The sequence below is a fragment of the Streptomyces sp. NBC_00104 genome (assembly GCF_045160825.1).
GTDB lineage: Bacteria > Actinomycetota > Actinomycetes > Streptomycetales > Streptomycetaceae > Streptomyces.
Genome location: NZ_CP108215.1, coordinates 624317 through 643326, shown reverse-complemented (window position 1 = coordinate 643326; position 19010 = coordinate 624317). Strand labels below are relative to the sequence as shown.

At 69.6% G+C, this 19010-nt stretch carries 16 protein-coding genes and 2 pseudogenes; 8 read left to right on the top strand and 10 right to left on the bottom strand.

The features are described from left to right. Positions 1-11: 11 nt before the first annotated feature. On the bottom strand, positions 12-845 hold the full coding sequence (locus OG272_RS02685) for a helix-turn-helix transcriptional regulator (protein ID WP_405892392.1): 834 nt from the start codon (positions 843-845) through the stop codon (positions 12-14). 244 nt (positions 846-1089) lie between these two features. Here OG272_RS02685 and OG272_RS02680 point away from each other — a divergent pair, with 244 nt between their 5' ends. The 4 genes from OG272_RS02680 (at position 1090) to OG272_RS02665 (ending at position 4412) form a co-directional block, all read left to right on the top strand. Continuing rightward, on the top strand, positions 1090-1749 hold the full coding sequence (locus tag OG272_RS02680; protein ID WP_326585163.1) for an SDR family NAD(P)-dependent oxidoreductase: 660 nt from the start codon (positions 1090-1092) through the stop codon (positions 1747-1749). Between the two features lie 178 nt (positions 1750-1927). Next, positions 1928-2911, top strand: a complete 984-nt coding sequence (locus OG272_RS02675) for an aldo/keto reductase (protein ID WP_328508002.1) — start codon at positions 1928-1930, stop codon at positions 2909-2911. Between the two features lie 32 nt (positions 2912-2943). Continuing rightward, positions 2944-3912, top strand: a complete 969-nt coding sequence (locus tag OG272_RS02670; RefSeq protein ID WP_405892391.1) for an aldo/keto reductase — start codon at positions 2944-2946, stop codon at positions 3910-3912. Positions 3913-4001: 89 nt separating this feature from the next. Then, positions 4002-4412: an alpha/beta fold hydrolase gene (locus OG272_RS02665; RefSeq protein ID WP_405892390.1), complete on the top strand. Its 411-nt coding sequence runs from the start codon at positions 4002-4004 to the stop codon at positions 4410-4412. 322 nt (positions 4413-4734) lie between these two features. Here the strand turns inward: OG272_RS02665 and OG272_RS02660 are convergent. The 7 genes and pseudogenes from OG272_RS02660 to OG272_RS02630 form a co-directional block, all read right to left on the bottom strand. After that, a pseudogene (locus OG272_RS02660) lies at positions 4735-5909 on the bottom strand (GDSL-type esterase/lipase family protein). Positions 5910-6147: 238 nt separating this feature from the next. Further along, positions 6148-6774: an NAD(P)-dependent oxidoreductase gene (locus OG272_RS02655; RefSeq protein ID WP_405892388.1), complete on the bottom strand. Its 627-nt coding sequence runs from the start codon at positions 6772-6774 to the stop codon at positions 6148-6150. Positions 6775-6925: 151 nt separating this feature from the next. Beyond that, complete coding sequence (locus OG272_RS02650; protein WP_405892386.1) at positions 6926-7375, bottom strand: SRPBCC family protein; 450 nt, start codon at positions 7373-7375, stop codon at positions 6926-6928. A 491-nt stretch (positions 7376-7866) separates the two neighbouring features. After that, entirely contained in the window at positions 7867-8043 is a 177-nt protein-coding gene (locus OG272_RS02645) for a hypothetical protein (protein ID WP_326585170.1), read from the bottom strand. Between the two features lie 58 nt (positions 8044-8101). Then, complete coding sequence (locus tag OG272_RS02640; RefSeq protein WP_405892385.1) at positions 8102-8293, bottom strand: hypothetical protein; 192 nt, start codon at positions 8291-8293, stop codon at positions 8102-8104. Between the two features lie 109 nt (positions 8294-8402). After that, entirely contained in the window at positions 8403-10292 is a 1890-nt protein-coding gene (locus OG272_RS02635; RefSeq protein WP_405892383.1) for a propionyl-CoA synthetase, read from the bottom strand. A gap of 185 nt (positions 10293-10477) precedes the next feature. Then, complete coding sequence (locus tag OG272_RS02630; protein WP_405892382.1) at positions 10478-11389, bottom strand: alpha/beta hydrolase fold domain-containing protein; 912 nt, start codon at positions 11387-11389, stop codon at positions 10478-10480. Positions 11390-11742: 353 nt separating this feature from the next. Here OG272_RS02630 and OG272_RS02625 point away from each other — a divergent pair. Beyond that, positions 11743-13293, top strand: a pseudogene (locus OG272_RS02625) (ATP-binding cassette domain-containing protein); the annotation flags it as partial. A 389-nt stretch (positions 13294-13682) separates the two neighbouring features. Here OG272_RS02625 and OG272_RS02620 read toward each other — a convergent pair. Continuing rightward, entirely contained in the window at positions 13683-14696 is a 1014-nt protein-coding gene (locus OG272_RS02620; protein ID WP_405892381.1) for an NADP-dependent oxidoreductase, read from the bottom strand. An 807-nt stretch (positions 14697-15503) separates the two neighbouring features. On the opposite strand from OG272_RS02620, the gene OG272_RS02615 reads away from it, so the two are divergent. Together OG272_RS02615 and OG272_RS02610 are read left to right on the top strand one after the other, a co-directional pair. Then, complete coding sequence (locus tag OG272_RS02615) at positions 15504-16565, top strand: alkene reductase (protein WP_405892380.1); 1062 nt, start codon at positions 15504-15506, stop codon at positions 16563-16565. A gap of 159 nt (positions 16566-16724) precedes the next feature. After that, positions 16725-17546, top strand: coding sequence for an alpha/beta hydrolase (locus tag OG272_RS02610; protein ID WP_327731672.1), 822 nt, complete (start codon positions 16725-16727; stop codon positions 17544-17546). Between the two features lie 316 nt (positions 17547-17862). Here OG272_RS02610 and OG272_RS02605 read toward each other — a convergent pair whose 3' ends face one another. Continuing rightward, positions 17863-18330, bottom strand: a complete 468-nt coding sequence (locus OG272_RS02605) for a helix-turn-helix domain-containing protein (RefSeq protein ID WP_326585175.1) — start codon at positions 18328-18330, stop codon at positions 17863-17865. A gap of 104 nt (positions 18331-18434) precedes the next feature. Here OG272_RS02605 and OG272_RS02600 point away from each other — a divergent pair, with 104 nt between their 5' ends. Continuing rightward, positions 18435-18935 (top strand): PaaI family thioesterase, encoded by a 501-nt coding sequence (locus OG272_RS02600; protein WP_326585176.1) that lies wholly within the window; start codon positions 18435-18437, stop codon positions 18933-18935. Positions 18936-19010 lie beyond the last annotated feature (75 nt).

The window sequence follows — 19010 nt, the reverse complement described above, 5'->3', positions numbered from 1 at the left end:
ACCAACTTCCTCTATTCCTCTGGCTGATCTGTGGTGGCTGTTCCGTTGTGGTGCTTCGGTCGGCGTCGGCTCAGTAGGAGCGGCCGCCGTGTGGGGTGGGCATGGCGTCGAGTTCGGCGAGGTCCTCGGTGCTGACCTGGACGTCGGCTGCCCCGGCGTATGCAGCCCAGGCCGTAGCGTTCCCACAGCCGAGTGAACTCCGGGCTTTTGAGCAGGAGTTCACCGGCGAGCTTGATGAGGTCGGGGGCGTCCGGGTCGGTGCCGGCCAGGGCCCGCAGGCGGGCTACGCAGCCGCGGACCTGGTTGCCCCAGTCGTCGAAGACGTCGCGGGCGGCAGGGTGGAGGAAGACATAGCGCGCGATATTGCGCTGCTTGGCCGACCAGTCCTCCATTCCGGCGAGCAGCCGAAGCCCGCCCGCGTTCCAGGCCGGCAGATCGCCCGTACGGCTGACCACGTGCGCGGGCTGGGGCCGCATGGCCTCCAGCAGGAGCCTTGCTCCGGGCCGCACGAACCGGCTGGGCGCGGTGGCCCGTTCCGGAGCGCTACGGGCGGCATGTGCGGCCAGGCTGCGCAGGTGGTCGTGTTCCGCCTCCTCCAGCCGGAGGGCGCGGGCGAGGGAATCGACGACGGACGGGCTGGGGTGAGTCTCCTTGCCGCGCTCCAGACGGGTGACGTAGTCGATGCTGATTCCGGCCAGGGTGGCCATTTCCTCGCGGTGCAGTCCAGGCGTGCGGCGCGGGCCGACACCGGACGGCAGACCGGCTTCCTCGGGAGTCACGCGGGCCCGTCGAGCGCGTAGGTAGCGCCCCAGTTCGGTGCTGCCGCTGTGCTGCTCACGATCCATGTCTTCCGAGTGTGGGGACGCCACGACCTGGGTGGAAGGCGGGTGGGGTGCCCTGTCACGGCACTGAACAGCACTCCGGGCTACAGCGCGGTCTGCCACATCGCGAGCCGTAGGCGCAGGCTGATGCTCGTGGAACAACCCCGTTCCCAGCAGCCGCGCACCACCACGCTGCAGCCGGTAGTCACTCGCCGCACGACGCTGGTCACCGTCTCTCGGGATCACCGGACGAAATGGAGCAGCAGACATGAGTAAGGGAACCGCCCTCATCGTCGGTGTCGGCCCCGGTCTCGGCCTTGCGATCGCGGAGGCTTTCGCCCGTGACGGTCACCCGGTCGCGGTCTTCGGGCGTGACGCGGACCGCCTCGGGAAGCAGACGGCGGAGCTGACCGGCCAGGGCTTTGTGGCGGCCGCATACCGAGCCGATGCGGGAGACCCCGAAGATCTACGGGCTGCGCTGGACCGGGCGGTGGACGACCTCGGCGCGCCGGAGGTGCTCGTCTACAACGCAGCCGTGATGCAGGCTGACACCCCCACGGGACTGGACGCCGCGGCATGGACGCAGGCCCTCGCGGTGAATGTCATCGGGGCCGTGGTCGCCGCCCGGACGGTCCTTCCTCTCCTGCGGGACGGCCGGGGCAGTCTGCTCTTCACGGGCGGCGGCTTCGCCCTCCAGCCCTCGCCCGAATACACCACGATGTCGGTGGGCAAGGCCGCCCTGCGCGCCTACGTCCAGGCCCTCCACGAGGACCAGCGCGGCTCGGGCGTGCACGTGTCCACGGTGACTGTCGCAGGCAACATCGGCGGCGAGGACCCTCGCTTCGCCCCCGACGTACTGGCCGCGGCTTACCTCGACCTCCACCACCAGCCGCAGGACCAGTGGCAGGCCGAGCTCGTCCATGCCTGACCGCATTGTTCTCCGGCATGAGCCCGGGGGAGACGGAGGCTGAGAGGTGTTCTGGGCGCATCCCTGACCTCCGTTCCCCGGCATGACCCGCTTCCCGCTCTGCCATCGGTGAGCGCAGCGAGCACGCTGGGCGTGAACTGACCGTCCCCTTCCGACCGACTTGCGGAGCACTGGAGCCATGAAGCACATCAAGCTGGGAGACCTCGACGTCTCCCGTATCGGCCTGGGCACCATGACGATGTCCGGCGTCTACCTCAGTCCGGGGGAGACCCCGGACGACACCGAGTCCATCCGGGCGATCCACCGGGCGCTCGACCTCGGGGTCACCCTGCTCGACACCGCGGAGGCCTACGGTCCCTTCGTCAACGAGGAACTCGTCGGCCGGGCCGTCAAGGGCCGCCGCGACCAGGTCGTTCTGTCGACGAAGTTCGGCATGTATTCACACACCAACGGCGGCATGGGCCACATCGACGGCACCCCGGCCAACCTGCGCACCGCGCTCGAAGGCTCCCTCAAGCGGCTCGGCACGGACCACATCGACCTCTACTACCAGCACCGCGTCGATCCCGACACGCCCGTCGAGGAGACCGTCGGCGCCCTCGCCGACCTGGTCACCGAGGGCAAGATCCGCCACATCGGCATGTCCGAGGCGGCGCCCGAATCGATCCGCCGCGCGCACGCCGTACACCCGATCGCCGCACTGCAGTCTGAGTACTCCCTGTGGACGCGGGACGTGGAGGCGGACATCCTGCCGCTGCTGCGGGAGTTGAGCATCGGCCTGGTGCCCTGGTCTCCGCTCGGCCACGGCTTCCTCACCGGCAAGATCCGTGCCACGGAGCACTTCGAGGCGAACGACTGGCGTGCGAACAACCCCCGCTTCACGGAAGAGAACCTCAAGCGCAACCTGAGCATCGTCGAGGAGGTCGAGGCCGTCGCCGCCGAGGTCGACGCCACCCCCGCGCAGGTCGCCCTGGCCTGGCTGCTGGCCCAGGGAGACGACATCGCCCCGATCCCCGGCACCAAGCGTGTCTCCCGCGTCGAGGAGAACACCGCCGCCGACGCCATCGCGCTGACCGCCGAGCAGCTCACCCGCCTGAACAACCTGGCCCCCGCCGCCGGCGACCGCCTCCATGAGGCGGGCATGCGGCTGGTCAACCGCTGACCGGCTCACCCAACGATTTCCGGAAGGAACACATGCGTACGACCACACTCGGCCCCGACGGACCCGAGGTCGGCGTCGTCGGCCTGGGCTGCATGGGCATGAGCTTCGGCTACGACCTGGCCACCCCGCGCGACGAGGCCGAGCTGGTCTCGGTGATCCACCAGGCTCTCGACCTGGGGATGACCCTGCTGGACACGTCCGACGTGTACGGCCCGCTCACCAACGAGGAGTTGCTCGGCCGTGCTCTTGCCAAGGGCCACCGGGAGCGCGCTGTACTGGCCACCAAGGCCGGCGCCCTCACTCGTAACGCCCAGGGGAAACCCGTACCCGGCCTGAACAACCGCCCGGAGCACATCCGCCGCTCGATCGACGAGAGCCTCGGGCGCCTGGGCACGGACTACGTGGACCTCTGCTACCTGCACCGCGTCGATCCGAGTGTGCCGATCGAGGAGAGCGTGGGCGCGCTGGCGGAGGCGGTGGAAGCGGGGAAGGCCCGGGCGATCGGCTTGTCCGAGGTGAGTGTCGAGCAGATCAAGCGGGCCCAGTCCGTGTATCCGGTCACGGCGGTGCAGTCCGAGTTGTCGCTGTGGACGCGGGACTGGATGACGGAGGTGCTGCCCTACTGCGAGGAGCAGGGCATCGCGTTCGTGCCGTACTCACCGCTGGGCAAGGGCTTCCTCACCGGCCGGTTCTCCTCCTTCGACGACCTGCCACAGGACGACTTCCGGCGCGGCCTGGCCCGCTTCCAGCAGGGCGCCCTGCGCGCCAACTTCGCCCTCGCCGAGAAGGTCCGGCAGCTCGCCGAGCGCATCGGTGCCACTCCGGCGCAGGTGGCGCTGGCGTGGGTGCTGGCCCAGGGCGAGTACGTGGTCCCGATCCCCGGCACCAAGACCCCCAAGTACCTGCTCGACAACGCCGGCGCGGCCGACGTGCAGCTCAGCGCCGAGGACCTCGCCGAACTCGACGCCCTGCCCACCCCGCAGGGCGGCCGCTACTACTGAGCCGACGCCGACCGAAGCACGACAGTAATCAGTCAACAGGTTCAGCCCGACACTCCGCAGAGCACATCGATCCACCGGAGGTGGAGATCATGACCGAGACCAGCCCCTACGTTCCGCCCGCCCACATCGTCGGCAGCGGCGCCGACAAGGTGATCGTGCTGCACTCGCTGTTCGCCGGACACGAGTCGTTCAGCCCCTGGTGGCCGTACCTGGACGGCACCCGTTTCAGCTACGCGTTCATGGACGCCCGCGGCTTCGGCGACGCCATCGACGTCACCGGCTCCTACACCTGCGACGAGATCGCCTCGGACGTCCTTCTGCTCGCCGATCCCGTCGGGACCCCGCGCAGGTCTGGCTGCCCGGCACCGACGCGCACGAGACCGTCGCACACGGCGAGCATCGCTGGGAGTTGGCCGCCCCCTTCCCGACCTCCCCTGAGCCGCAGACGCCGGTCACCGTCCGCGATGTGCTCGACGAACCGGCGACCTGGTCCGCGGTAGCCGCTGCGGTTGTCCGGACCGGTGTGGCCCCCGGCGGCGACGTGGAGGTGGCCTGTCGGCTCGCCGCGCACCTCGACGCGCCCGCGACAGGTCTCGCTCGCGCCCGCGCCGCGCAGGAGTTCTCACCGGGCGCAAGCGCCTCTCAGCATGAGGTCGACGCCACCTTCACATCGCTCCCTGACTGACTGCTCGCGGCCACGACCTGACTGCTCGCGGCCACGACGCATGCCATAGGAAGGGATGGGCTTCGTGGGCGGGTGCGGGTTGTGGGTGGTTTGATCGCGCCCACACGGCGGAGCCGCATATGTAGCCCCACGTCCCTTTACGGGGCGAAGGGGCCGCCGGCTCGGAAAGCCAGGTCCGCGAAACGTTCGCCCATGTGGCGGTGCGTCTCGGCGTCCGGGTGGAGGTCGTCCGGGAGGGGGAGGGTGGTGGCCTCGGACTCGCCGTAGAGGGCGAGGCCGTCGAGGTAGTGGAGGTGGGGGTCGTCCTTCGTGCGCTGGGCCACCAGGGCGGAGAGTTCGTCGCGGATGACGCGGAGGGTCAGCTTTCCGGGGGTGAGGTCCTCCGGGTCGCCCATGGCGCGGTAGTGGACGCGGCCTTCGGCGAGTTCGGTGAGGTCGGGGGTGCTGGGGCCTGGGGTGTCCTCGTGGATGGGGCAGAGGATCGGGGAGACGACGAGGAGGGGTGCGGTGGGGTGGCCGTCGCGGAGGGTGTCGAGGAAGCCGTGGACGGCGGAGGTGAAGGCGCGCAGCCGCATCACGTCGTGGTTGACGAGGTTGATGCCGATCTTGACGCTGATCAGGTCGGCGGGGGTGTCCCGCATGGCGCGGGCGGTGAAGGGGTCGAGGAGGGCGCTGCCGCCGAGGCCCAGGTTGATCAGTTCGACGCCGCCCAGGGAGGCGGCGTGGGCGGGCCAGGTGCCAGTCGGGCCGGCGGCGTCGGAGCCGTGGCTGATCGAGCTGCCGTGGTGCAGCCAGACCCTGCGGCCCCGATCGGGGGCGGGCTCGACGGGGGCGTCGGTGCGCAGGGCGACGAGTTCGGTGGTCTCGTTGTGCGGGAGCCAGATCTCGATCGTCTTGAGGCCGGCGGGGAGGTCCGTGAAGGTGACGGTACCGGGCGGGCCCGGGCGGTGCTCCGCCGTTCCGGTGGTCATGTCGATGGTGATGGTGTTGCCGTCCGGCACGCTGGCCCGGCCCGTCAGGCGGCCGTCGACGAGGAGGTCGTACAGACCGTCCGGGCGGGCCGGGGTGCAAGGGTCCGCTTGGTGCGCAGGGCGTCGAGCTCGACGGCGGTGGCGCGGCTGCGGAAGACCAGCCGTACGCCGGAGGGCTGGGACTCGACCATGGCCAGCTGCGGATCGGCGCACTGCGCACGGGCCCGGGCGGGCAGCCGGTGCGGCAGCACGCCGTGCTCGGTGCGCTCCAACTCCAGGGCGCCGCGCAGGAGATCGGCAGTGATGGGGGTGGTGATCCGGTGGGGGGGGGTGGTGTGCATCGCTGCCTCAACTGGTTCGTCGGTGGTAGAGGGGCGGTAGGGGATCAGAACATCAAGATCATCCCGTGGCGGCTTCTGGGCTCACCTTGGCCGGACCCCGGTGGCGGCACCCATGAGCGCGTCAACTGGCTCGGTGCATGGGGGCGATGACCGTCGTCATCGGTAGGCATGACCATGATGGTGCGCGGCAGGAGTGATCGCCGAAAGCCCTCCCGGCGACGGCCATGGGAGGACGGGCCTACCTGGTGAGCACTGCGGTGCGCCGGGACCAGGAGCCCTCGGCGGCGGTGCTGAGCAGGAACGCGGCGACATCGGCCCGGGAGATCCGGGGCACGCCGGGCAGGCGGTCGAGCTGCTTCAGGTCAATGGCCTGGACAGCCGTGGCCGGCTTGTTGGTCAGCAGCACCGGGTAGACGAGCGTCCAGTCCAGGGCGGAGGTGGTGAGGATGTGCTCGCCCGCGGCCTTGTCGGCGAAGTTCGCCTTGCCACCCTTGTAGAGGAACCGGAGGATCCCGGAGGCCTTCGCCAGGGACTCGCCGACGCCGAACGCCGACATGATCACCACTCGCTTGGTGCCGCCGGCCTCGGCGGCCTCGACGAGCGCGCGAGTGGTATCGGTGATCAGGTTCGCGGGGTCCTTCGCCTTGCCGATCCCGAGGGTGCTGACCACCGCGTCCACGCCGCGCATGGCCTCGGCCAGCGCATCGGCGTCGCGGACGTCACCAGCGACCGCGGTCACCCGCTCGCGCTGGGCGAGCTTGGCCGGGTCGCGTACGAAGGCGACCACCTCGTGTCCGGAGGCGGTGGCCGCGTCAGTGAAAAGGCCGCCGGTCGCCCCGGTGGCGCCCAGGAGGAGAAATCTCATTGCAGTCAGTCCTTTCGAGGAGCCTCGACGGCTCTCGTTCTACGAATCTGGTCGCGCGGTGAGGGAATCGGTTCCTGCTCGTGGGACAGCCCGGGCAGGTACATCCACTGCCGACGGAACTGCTCCGCACAGCTGGGTACGTCGTGTGCGGTCAGCGTCCCGCCCCAGCGGAGGCCTTGGCCTCCACCCGTTCCTTGAGGGGCTGGTTCATCCGCTCGAAGTTCTCCAACGTGCGGTCGATGATGCTGCTCATCACGGGGACCAGTAGCCCCGAGAACCTCTCGTCCTGGACCACCCGCGTCCCGCCGTTGTGCGGGTTGAGGGCGAAGCCGTGGTCGCCGCCGAAGAGGCCTGGAATGGGTAGCCCACCGGCCCAGCGGATCTCGACGCCCTCCGTTACGGCTGTCACCCGTGCCTTGAAATTGACCGGGCGGCCCTTTGCGGGCTGTGTCTGCAGGGCCAACGTGGCACCGACCTGAATCTCTCCGGTCACCGCACGGATGTAGGGATTCCAGTCCGGATAGCGGGTGAAGTCCGTCAGGACCTCCCACACCAGCCCGGGGCCGGCATCGACATCGACGTACGTGCTGATCTCTCGCATGGACACTCCTCGCTGGTCACGGCGGCGACGGCTCGCTCGCCCAGGAGCGCACGCATGGCCCGTTGCGCGCTCGGCGGCACGACCGATGTGTCGCGCCCACCGAGGCCAGCCTCTCGTGGACCCGCCGCTCAATGATGCCACAGGTTATTAAATGTGAGACTCAGTAGCAAGTAAGAGTCCGTCGATCAATATCGGAGACGGGTGTTGAATGCTGCTCGATGGGGTCCTGCGGTGCGGACCGGTGCGAGAGCGAGCCGGCCGACGGCACGGAGAACGTCCCGGCGCGGCGGAGCGAGCGCCGCTCAGCGGCGTATGGCTGAAGGCGCGGAGCCCGGCGCCCCGGGTGGTGAGTCGTGGAGCGGCCGCGTCTACCGTGGAGACGGCTGGTCTCCCGATCCCGATAGGGGAACCTCCGGAGTCGGACCGGTACGGGCGGCCGCTGTCGTTCTTCTGCCTCTCCAGCCGCTGACGCTACTTGGCATCAGTGCAGGTCACGAACGTTGCCTGGTGCCACTATCGATCCTGGTCACACTGACGCCGACGAGGTCGGCGAGGTGGTCGGCACCGACGTCCGCCGGTTCCTGCGCGGTGAGGGTGGTGTCCAGGCGCTGATCGAGCAGCCCGGCGTGGACGAGCCGATAGACGCGAAGGAGCTCGCTGATCCGCACCCTTGTTCAGCGCGTCGGCGGGCGAACTCGATGGTGGAGGGTGGCGTCCTGGCCTCGGTCATGCCAAGGCCGCGCTCGAGGAAATCCAGAACGGTGGCGATGTGTCGGACAACGGCACTGGTGCCAGGGTGGCGATGTCCTCGTACTTCCACACCTCGGGAAGCTCACCGAGCAGGTTGTTGCAGCACCACGTCGCCCCATTGATCCGCTCGGGGTGCGAGACCCCGAGCGAGATCGCTGAGGAGGACATGGGCGTCAGTTCCCATGAGCACACGAGGTGCCCCCGCCCGGCCCGCCCCGCCCGGCACGGCCGTGCGGAGTCCGGTGGCCCCACCGTCGGTCAGGGCGCTGTCAGCCCGTCACGGGGTGTGACCGGCGCGGCGGAGGACGGGGCGCAGGACCTCGATGACGCCGGGGTCGTCCACCGTGGACGGGATGGGTTCGTCGCGGCCGTCGGCGATGCCGCGCATGGTCTTGCGCAGGATCTTGCCCGAGCGGGTCTTGGGCAGGGCGGCGACGACCGTGACGTCCTTGAGGGAGGCGACGGCGCCGATGCGTTCGCGCACGAGCTGGACGAGTTCGGCCTCGACCTCGCTCGGTTCGCGGTTGCTGCCTGCTTTGAGGACGACGAAACCGCGCGGGATCTGTCCCTTGAGTTCGTCGGCGACGCCGATGACGGCGCATTCGGCGACGTCGGGGTGGGCGGCCAGGGCCTCTTCCATGCTGCCGGTGGACAGCCGGTGGCCGGCGACGTTGATGACGTCGTCGGTGCGGCCCATGACGAAGACGTAGCCGTCGTCGTCGATGTGTCCGCTGTCGCCGGTGAGGTAGTAGCCGTCGTAGGCGGAGAGGTAGGAGGCGACGTAGCGGTCGTCGTCCTTCCAGAGAGTGGGGAGCGCGCCGGGCGGCAGAGGGAGCCTCACGACGATCGCGCCGTCGACACCCGCCGCTACCGGCTCGCCCGAAGCGTCGAGGACGCGGACGTCCCAGCCCGGCAGCGGGCGGGTCGGGGAGCCGGGCTTGAGGGGAGCGGCTTCGATGCCCACGGGGTTGGCGACGATGGGCCAGCCGGTCTCGGTCTGCCACCAGTGGTCGATCACCGGGATGCCCAGCAGGGCGCTCGCCCAGTGATAGGTCTCGGGGTCCAGGCGCTCACCGGCCAGGAAGAGATAGCGCAGGTGGGAGAGGTCGTAGCCGGTGGTGAGCGCCCCCTTCGGGTCCTCCTTCCTGATCGCCCGGAAGGCGGTGGGCGCCGTGAACATGGTCTTGACCCGGTACTCGGCGGCGACGCGCCAGAACTGGCCCGCGTCCGGGGTGCCGACCGGCTTGCCTTCGTACAGGACCGTCGTGGCGCCGGCCAGCAGGGGCGCGTAGACGATGTAGGAGTGCCCGACGACCCAGCCGACGTCGGAGCCGGTGAACATCGTCTCGCCCGGGCCCACGTCGTACACGGCGCCCATCGACCAGCGCAGGGCCACCGCGTAGCCGCCGCAGTCACGCACGACTCCCTTGGGCTTTCCGGTCGTTCCGGATGTGTACAGGATGTAGAGGGGGTCGGTGGCGGGGACGGGAACGCAGTCGGCCGGCGGCGCGGCGGCGACCAGTTCGGCCCAGTCGAGATCGTCCGGCCCCAACGCGGCCGGCTCCTGCGGGCGTTGCAGGATCACGCACTTCTCCGGCTTGTGGACGGCGAGTTCGATCGCCCGGTCCAGCAGCGGCTTGTAGGCGATGACCCGCTTGCCCTCGATGCCGCAGGAGGCGGAGACGACCACCTTGGGGGCCGCGTCATCGATACGGAGGGCGAGTTCGCGCGGCGCGAACCCGCCGAAGACGACCGAGTGGACCGCGCCGATCCGTGCGCAGGCCAGCATCGCGACGACGGCCTCGGGAACCATCGGCAGGTAGATCACCACGCGGTCGCCATGCCCCACACCGAGCTGCGCGAGCGCTCCGGCGAAGGTCGCCACCTCGTCCCTCAGCTGCGCGTAGGTGTAGGTGCGCCGGGTGTCGGTCACGGGGGAGTCATAGACGAGCGCGGGCTGTTCGCCGCGGCCGGCTTCGACGTGCCGGTCGAGCGTGTTGAAACAGACGTTGAGCCGACCGTCGGGAAACCAGCGGTAGAACGGCGCGCCCGAGGAGTCCAGGGCGCGTTGCGGAGTGACATCCCAGTCGATGCCCTCCGCCGCCTTCAGCCAGAAGCTCTCCGGGTCCTCGGTACTGGCGCGGAAGACATCCTCGTACGTTCCCATCGCGCACTCCTTCGTGGCATCGAGGGACGGTGGTGGGGCTGTGTGCGGAACGGTGTCGGACACAAGTACCGCATACCGCCGACCTGGTCGAGCAGGATGCCGGAGACCGGCGGACCGGTCACCGGCATGGCGGGGTGGTGCGGCGGCCTGGGGTCAACAGGCCCGCCGTCAGGTGCAGCCGCTGCTCACGCGCCAAGGTGCTTGCGGAGCCACTGCCCCATCTGCTGGATCGCCTGGTCCACCTCGGGTACGCGCCCCGCGCCCAGGACGAACGAGTGCTGCCCCTCGGGCAGCGAGTGGACCTCGGAGGTGACCTTGAAGTCCGCGAGGCGGCGGCCGAGCTGGGCGCCGTCGTCGGCGAGGGTCTCGTACTCGCCGTAGTGGACGGTCGTGGGGGGCAGGCCGGTCAGATCGGCGTTCGCGATGCTGATGCCGGGGTCGGCGAAGTCCAGGCCGGGGTCCTGCAGCCAGGCTCCCCGGAAGAGTTCCAGCGTGCCCCGGCTGAGCATCTTGTCGCTTTCCTCGTTCTCGTCCACCGACGCGTTCTGCATGGTGAGGTCGGTCCACGGTGAGACGCTGACGATCGCGCCCGGGGCCGCCTCGCCCTTCGCGAGCAGGCGCAGCGGCAGCAGCACGGCGAGGGTTCCGCCGATCGAGTGGCCCGTGCTGCCGATGTTCCGCGGCTCGTAGCCCTGGGAGAGCAGCCACCGGTAGGCCGTCTCGGCGTCGTCGAGCTGTGCGGGGTGGGGGTGTTCGGGCGCCGGGCGGAAGTCCACGACGAGCGAGCGGGCTCCCGCCGCCTTCGCGATGTGGCCCGCCGCCTTGCGGTCGGAGTGCATGGAGGCGGTGACCGATCCGCCGAAGTGGAAGTGGAGCAGCGCCCGATCGGGGTCGGCGCCCTCGGGTATGGCCCACAGAGCAGGGACGCCGTTCGCATCCACCTCGGCGTAGGTGACGCCTTCCGGCTCGGTCGACGCCTTGTGGTTCGAGTCGACGATGTCGCGGACGACGGCCAGGTCGAGGCCGGGCGTCGACGCCTTCGCGCTCACGCTCGCGAGGAACTCCGCGAACTCGTGTGCCTCTGGGCTTACTCCCATGGTGGTGCTCCTTCTCAGACGATGCGCTGGTCGTGACGCTACTGGCTGAGTATATGAAAGTAAACTTAGACCGGCTTGGAATCACCTCCCGGTTGTGGAGGTCCTCCAGGGCGTCGGCGTGGATCCCGTCCCAACCGGGACATGTGGCGAGGTCGGACTGAGGGTCCCGAAGGGAGGGTGACGCCCCGGAGTCGCCGCCCCGGCTCTGGGCTCGGACGGTCGCGGTGCGGCCTCGCCTGTGGGGTCCAATCTTGTCGGTGAAGGCGGCTGTCGACCGCCGGCCCCCTGCTTGCGTCGGGTCGGTGGGGCGGCGTAGCAATCACGAGACGGAACGTATCGTCTAGTTTCGCGTAAAAGTCGGAATCGTCGGGGACAACGGCTCTGGGAAGTCCACGCTCCTGCGGCTGCTGGCAGGGCAGGAGCCTGTCGACAACGGCAGCCTGACCGTCATGGCACCGGGCGGGATCGGCCACCTTCGCCAGACTCTCGACCTGCCCGGTTCGGCGCGCGTGGGCGATGCCGTGGACCACGTACTGGGCGAACTGCGCGCCCTGGGGCACCGTATTCGTGTCGCCGAGGCCACACTGGGTACGGCCGGTACCGCTGAGTTCGAGCGCTACGCCGCACTGCTGGCCGAGTTCGACGCGCGGGGCGGGCACGAAGCGGATCGCCGGGTCGAGGTGAGCCTGCGCCGGCTCGGCGAGCACGCGCCACTGGACCGGGAGCGTGTACTGAACACCCTCTCCGGAGGGCAGCGCTCCCGGCTCGCGCTCGCCGCGACCCTTGCCTTGGCCCCCGAACTCCTGCTCCTCGACGAGCCGACCAACGATCTGGACGACGAGGCCGTGGCCTGGCTCGAAGGACATCTGCACCGTCACCGGGGCACGGTCATCGTGGCCACGCACGATCGGGCGTTCCTGGAACGCGTCACCGACACCGCCCTGGAAGTGGACCACGACCAGCGCACGGTACGGCGCTACGGCAATGGATACGCCGGCTTCCTCGCCGCCAAGGCGGCGGCCCGGGCCCGGTGGGTGTGGGAACACGAGCGGTGGCGCGATGAGGTCGCCCGACAGGAACGCCTCGCCGACTCCGGTATCGGGCTGCTGGCCGAGATCCCCCGCAAGGGGCCGTGGGCGTTCAGCGGCGCCGGTGCCTTTCGAGCGCGCTCGCGGGCGCACGGCGCACAAAGCCGCATCCGGAACGCGCGCGAGAGGTCGCAGCGGCTCACGGAGCACCCCGTGCCGCCGCCTCCGCAGCCACTGCGGTTCGCAGGTCGCGTCGAAAGCGCGCCGACCGCCGAGGAAGCGTCAACGGCGGTTCACCTGGAAGGCGTCCTGGTCAGAGGGCGGTTGTACGTTCCGTCCCTGAAACTCGCCCCTGGCGACCGACTCCTCGCCACCGGCCCCAACGGTGTCGGCAAGAGCACCCTTCTCCAGTTGCTGGCAGGGGAACTGACGCCTGACGCCGGTATCGTGCGCCGACCGCGCCGGGTTGGATTCCTACGTCAGCAAAGCGCGCCCGACGAGGCCTTCGATGCTCGAACGCTGCTCGCGGCATTCGCGGCCGGCAGGGCGGGCCGGCCCGACGAGCACGCCGACGCACTCCTGGCGCTCGGCCTGTTCCACGCCGCCGACCTCGCTCTTCCCGTACGGAACCTGTCCGTCGGGCAGCGCCGCAAGCTCGAACTGGCCCGGCTCGTGACGGCCGGCCCACTCGATCTGCTCCTGCTCGACGAGCCGACGAACCACTTGGCCCCCGCCTTGGTGGAAGAGATCGAGGCAGCCCTGGCCCGCTATACCGGCACGCTGGTCGTGGTGTCGCACGACCGGCTCCTGCGTGAACGCTTCAGCGGGCCCCGCCTGGAACTACCCGTGGCCGCCGAGAAGACACGCCAGAACTGACGACCTTGCGCCGCCCGACCGTCCCGCCGAACGGCCGCTCAAGGGCGAGACGTACGCGACCTGGCGGGAGCTCACCGGCACGGGAGGGATCCTGGCGGTCACGGCACCGGAATCTCCTGGGCGTTCATTCCGGGAGCAGTCGGCGGCCCGTTCGGCGACCGTCGTGAGCACACTCCTGACACGCGTCGGGTGCGAGGGCTCGACCATGGCTCGGGGCGGCGTAGAGCCGTGTGGCGCCCTGTGTCGCGAGCCGTAGGGCATGCGCAATGGCACCGAGACGACGCCTGCGGCGGCGGCTCCGCGCGAGCGTAGTCGCCATCGGGTCGCCGACGGCGGCGTCGCCCCCTCCGGTGACCGTGCCGGACGGAGGGGCTGTGGCCGGCCTGGTCTCAGTGGTTGTCGGGCTCCATCGAGACCACGACCTTGCCGGCCTTGGTGCGGCCCTGCTCGACGTGCGCCATCGCCTCGAGTGTCTGGTCGAACGGGAAGGTGCTGTCGATGACCGGGCGGAGCTTCCCGCTGTCGTAGAGGGCGCTGAGTTTACGCAGTTGGGAGCCGTTGGCCTGCATGAAGAAGAACTGGTAGCGCACACCCAGTGTTTTGGCCTGCTTACGGATCTTGCGGCTGAGCGTGTTCATGACCAGACCCATGAAGGAGGGGGTGCCGAGCTGCTTGGCGAAGCCGGCGTCCGGGGGGCCGACGACACTGATGGCCAGGCCGCCGGGCTTCAGCACGGTCAGCGATTTCTCGAGGTTGGCTCCGCCCAGGGAGTCCAGCACCAGGTCGTAGCCGGACAGTACCTTCGAGAAGTCTTCCTTGGTGTAGTCGACGACGATGTCGGCGCCGAGGCTCCTGACCAACTGCTCGGTCTTGGTGTCCGTGGTCGTCGCCACGGTGGCGCCGAGGTGCTTGGCGAGCTGGATGACCGTCGAGCCGAGGCCGCCGGCGCCGGCGTGGATGAGCACCTTCTGACCCGGCTTCACGTGGGCACGGTCGACGAGGACCTGCCAGGCGGCCAAGGCCACCAGCGGCACGGCGGCTGCCTCTTGGAGGGTGAGCGAGGCCGGCTTGGGCGCGACATCGTCCATGTCGATCGCGATGAACTCCGCGAAGCCGCCGATCCGCAGGTCGCGCGGACGGGCGTAGACCTCGTCACCGACTTCGAAGCCGCGTACGGCGGAGCCGACCCGCGTCACGACGCCGGCCACGTCGTGGCCGAGCGTGAAGGGGCGTTTGTACTTCATGAGCTGTTTGAACTCCCCGTTGCGAACCATTTTGTCCAACGGGTTGATACTGGCGGCGCTCACGCTGATCAGGACGTCGCGGTCCCCGACGGCGGGCTCGGGTACCTCTGCGGCGCGCGCGCCGTCCTTGCCGTACTTCTCGACGACGAATGCCTTCATGTCGGCCGCCCTTCTGTGTGGGTGTTCTGGTAGTCGATCTGATTCTTCGCGCAGGTCCCCCCTGCGCGCCCGTTTCTCGCGTGCGGCCGGGTTGATGTGCTGGTCATGACGCTATCGGCTGAGTGTAGAAAAGTAAACTCAGGTGGAGTTGGGGTCACCCTCATGGGTGCGAGGACTGAAGCCCTTCAGGGCGCCGGTATGCGGCGCGCACGTCGACACCCGGATCCGCCGCGAACGGGGTCACGCCGTGCTGGGGGAGGGCATGGAGAGTGCCCCCGGCCCCGCATTTCGTATGGGGCCCGCCGGGCGGGCTGAGCGTGGTTGCGCCAGAAGTTCGTGGTGAGCTCGGTTCGTCCCTGGGTGCTTGAGCCTGTACGGGGCGAGTCGAGGGCTGTCGAGCCGGAGGCCGCGCTGCTCGCCCCCAAGCGGCCGGGGGGTGATCCGACACCGGTCGGAGGGGGCTCGCGGCGTGTTCGGCGTATCTGCAGCGTGCGGGTCTCCGTAGAGGTGTCGTTCGCCGTGCCCGCGCGCGCCCGCTGTGAGGGCGGTTCGCGAAACCGTTCACGGTGATCATGCGCCCGGGGGGTCTCCGTCCGAAGCTGATCGGCCGCCGGCCCTGTAGCCCGCATGCACGTCGAGCAGTCTCCGGCCGCGGGCGGTGGCTGACGGTGGCGGGCCGTTGACTGGATCGTTTTAGATGTCTATCGTAATCTAAAGCGAGGCCGACGCTTTGGCCCCTACTCATCCGCGGGGCAGGCAGCCCGCCACCCCGCAATTTCCCTCACCCTTTATTCTGAGGAAACATCCATGTCGAACGCCCTGTGGGACCCGATCGTCGTCGGGGAGATCTCCCTGCCGCACCGGCTGGCGATGGCCCCCCTGACGCGGGACCGGTCCACACCGGAAGGCGTACCCACCGAGCTGAACGCCGAGTACTACGCCCAGCGTGCCTCGCACGCCCTCATCATCACCGAGGGCACCCAGCCCAACGCCGACGGCCAGGGCTACCTGCTCACCCCCGGCATCTACTCCGAGGAACACGTCGCCGGGTGGCGCAAGGTCACCGACGCCGTGCACGAGGCCGACGGACGCATCGTCATCCAGCTCATGCACGCCGGACGGATGTCCCACCCCGACAACACCCCCCACCACCGGCAGCCGGTCGCCCCCTCCCCGGTCCAGCCGGCGGGCACCATGTTCACCCCGTCCGGCCCTCAGGAGATGCCGGTACCGCGTGAGCTGTCCACCGAGGAGGTCGCCGCGACGGTCGAGGACTACCGGCGCGCCGCGGCGGCCGCCATCGCGGCCGGCGCCGACGGCGTCGAGATCCACGGCGCCAACGGCTACCTCGTGCATCAGTTCCTCGCCACCAACACCAACCGGCGCACCGACCGTTACGGCGGCTCCCTCGACAACCGCATCCGCTTCGCCGTCGAGGTCGCCACCGCCGTGGCCGAGGAGATCGGCGCCGGCCGCACCGGCTTCCGGATCTCTCCCGGCAACCCGTTCAACGACATCGCGGAGAGCGACACCCACGAGCTGTACCCGGCACTCGTGCGCGCCCTCGCCCCGCTCGACCTCGCCTACCTGCACATCGTCCACGGCGGCGACGACGAACCCCTGCACACCCTGCGCAAGTTGTGGCCGACCACCTTGGTTCTCAACCGGGCCGGCACCGACATCGCCACCCGCGCCAAGGACGTCGAAGACGGCATCGCCGACATCGTCACCGTCGGCACGATGGCACTCGCCAACCCCGACCTGGTCGAGCGCGTACGCACCGGCGCCCCCCTCAACACCCCCGACCCCGCCACCTTCTACGGCGGCGGCGAGGCCGGCTACACCGACTACCCCACCCTCACCGCCTGACAAACCCCGGCCATACCGGTCCCGGCGGGCCGGTATGCCCAGACGGCCCCATGGAGGTACCACCTGTCTGAGCACACTGCCGCTGAACTGAGCCCGGAAGCGATCGAGTTCGCGGACTTTATGGCCGGACTGGCGCTACCCGCGTCCGAGTTGGATGCGATGCGCATCGTGTCGGAGGGCGTCCATCTCACCGCCCGGGAGCCGGAAGGCGTCACCTATCGGGAGGTGGACGCGGGTGGCGTGCCGGGAATCTGGTGCGAACCCGTCGACGCCGACACCGACTACGTCCTCCTGCACGGTCACGCCGGGGGCTCCGTTCTGTCGTCGGCGTTCGTCGACCGAAAGCTCGCCGGCCACATCGCCAAGGCCGTCGGGGCCCCGGTACTGGTCCTGGACTTCCGGCGGGCACCGGAACACAAGTACCCGGCTCAGGTGGACGACGCGGAGGCGGCCTTCAACTGGCTGCTCTCCGAAGGGTATGAGCCGGGGAACATCATCACGATCGGCCACTCGATCGGCGGGTTCATCGCCGTCGCCCTGGCGCTTCGCCTCCGCGACAAGAAGCAGCCCCTGCCCGGCGCCATCGTGTCGATTTCACCCTGGTGCGACCTCGAGATCGCCAACGAGACCATGGTGACCAACGCCGGGACGGACAAGATTCTCAGCAAGGAACTGCTGGAGTTCTTCCGGGACGCCTGGATCGGCGGCACGGGCATCGAGGTCACGGACACCCGGATCAATCTGAACCGGGCGGACCTGAGCGGTCTGCCCCCGACTCTCGTCTCCTGGGGCACGTACGAGGTCCTGGCCGGCGAGGACGAGGAGTTCGCCGCCCGCGTCAAGGACGCCGGAATCGACACGGCGACCGTGGTGGTCCCGGGAGGCCAGCACTCGTACGTCTACGGTGCCGGCCGGGTTCCGGAGGTCGACGCCGCCCTCGCACGGATCGGCGCGTGGGTCCGGGAGAAGACGAAGATCTGACCGAGCGGGTACGGGCGCGGTGGACGCAAGCTCCGCGCGCCTGCCGGATCGGGACGGTGGACGGACGCCGACATGGCCTGCGGTGGCGCGCAGGTTCGCGACGCCCGCGATCTCGTCCCGGTCCGGCCTTCGCCCAGGAACGCCAGGACAGGACGGCGGCGACGGCGAAGGTGCAGGACCTGCGAGCGGAGCGCCCATCGAGTTCGGTTCGGCGGCGCGCCGAAGTCGATCGTGTCGAGGGGCAACGGGCGGCGGCGTACACGGCACTCGGCTGATGTCTCACCGCAGTCTGGCCGGCGACCGAGAGGTCGATGACTCACGAGCGGAGGCGGGCGCCCTTCCCCAGCCGGGCGGTGACTTCACGGGGAGTCAGGGCGGAGTGCTCCACGGAGCACTCGACGACGACGCGGACCGGGGCGTCGCAGTCGGTGTGGCGGACGTCCAGGACAGGACCCTCCGAGCCGAGGGTGTATGCCTCGCCCCACTGGGTGAGGGCCATCAGGACGGGCCACAGGTCCCAGCCCTTGCGGGTCAGGCGGTATTCGTTGCGGGAGCGACTGCCGGGCTCCTGGTAGGGGACCGTCTTCAGGATGCCGGCCGAGGTCAGCTTGCGGAGGCGGTCGCTGAGGACGGCCTCGGACAGGCCGATGTGGCGGTGGAAGTCGTCGAAGCGGCGGACCCCGTTGACGGCGTCACGCAGGATCAGCAGCGTCCATTTCTCCCCGATCACGTCGAGCGTGCGCTGGACGGGGCAGTTCTCCGTGCTCGCCTCAAGCCACTCCATACCGCCATCGTAAGGGTCTGCCTTCGGCATTGACAGTCAGGTGGACAAAAGTCTAGCTTCGCTTGAAAAAGTCAGCTGACAGTCAGAGGGAAGGGCGCTGGACCGTGGGGCGAACGCGTACGTATCACTGGGACGATCCCGCGATCTCGGCGGAGGCCGCCGGGAGCATGGCCGGGATCGACTTCCTGCGCGAGGTGCAGGCGGGGCGGCTGCCGAGGGCGCCGATCAGCCACACCGTCGACTTCGCCCTGGACGAGGTGGAGCCCGGCAGGGCGGTCTTCTCGCTGACGCCGGGGGAGGAGCACTACAACCCGATCGGCAGCGTCCACGGCGGTATCTTCGCCACCCTGCTCGACTCGGCGGCGGGCTGCGCCGTCCAGTCCACCCTCCCGCAGGGCATGGCGTACACCTCGCTCGACCTGACGGTGAAGTTCCTGCGGCGGGTCACCGTGGACACGGGCCCGGTGCGCGCCATCGGCACGGTCGTCAGCAAGGGTCGCCAAACCGCCCTCGCCCAGGCCCAGTTGGTCGATGCGAAGGACCGTCTCCTCGCCCACGCCACCAGCAGCTGCATGCTCTTCCCGGTGCCCGCCCCTCGGGTGTGACTCCGCGTCCAAGAGGCGCAGAGCGCAGCCGCCTGCTCCGCAGACGCGTACGCGTCGGATCTCGGCGGACAGGAG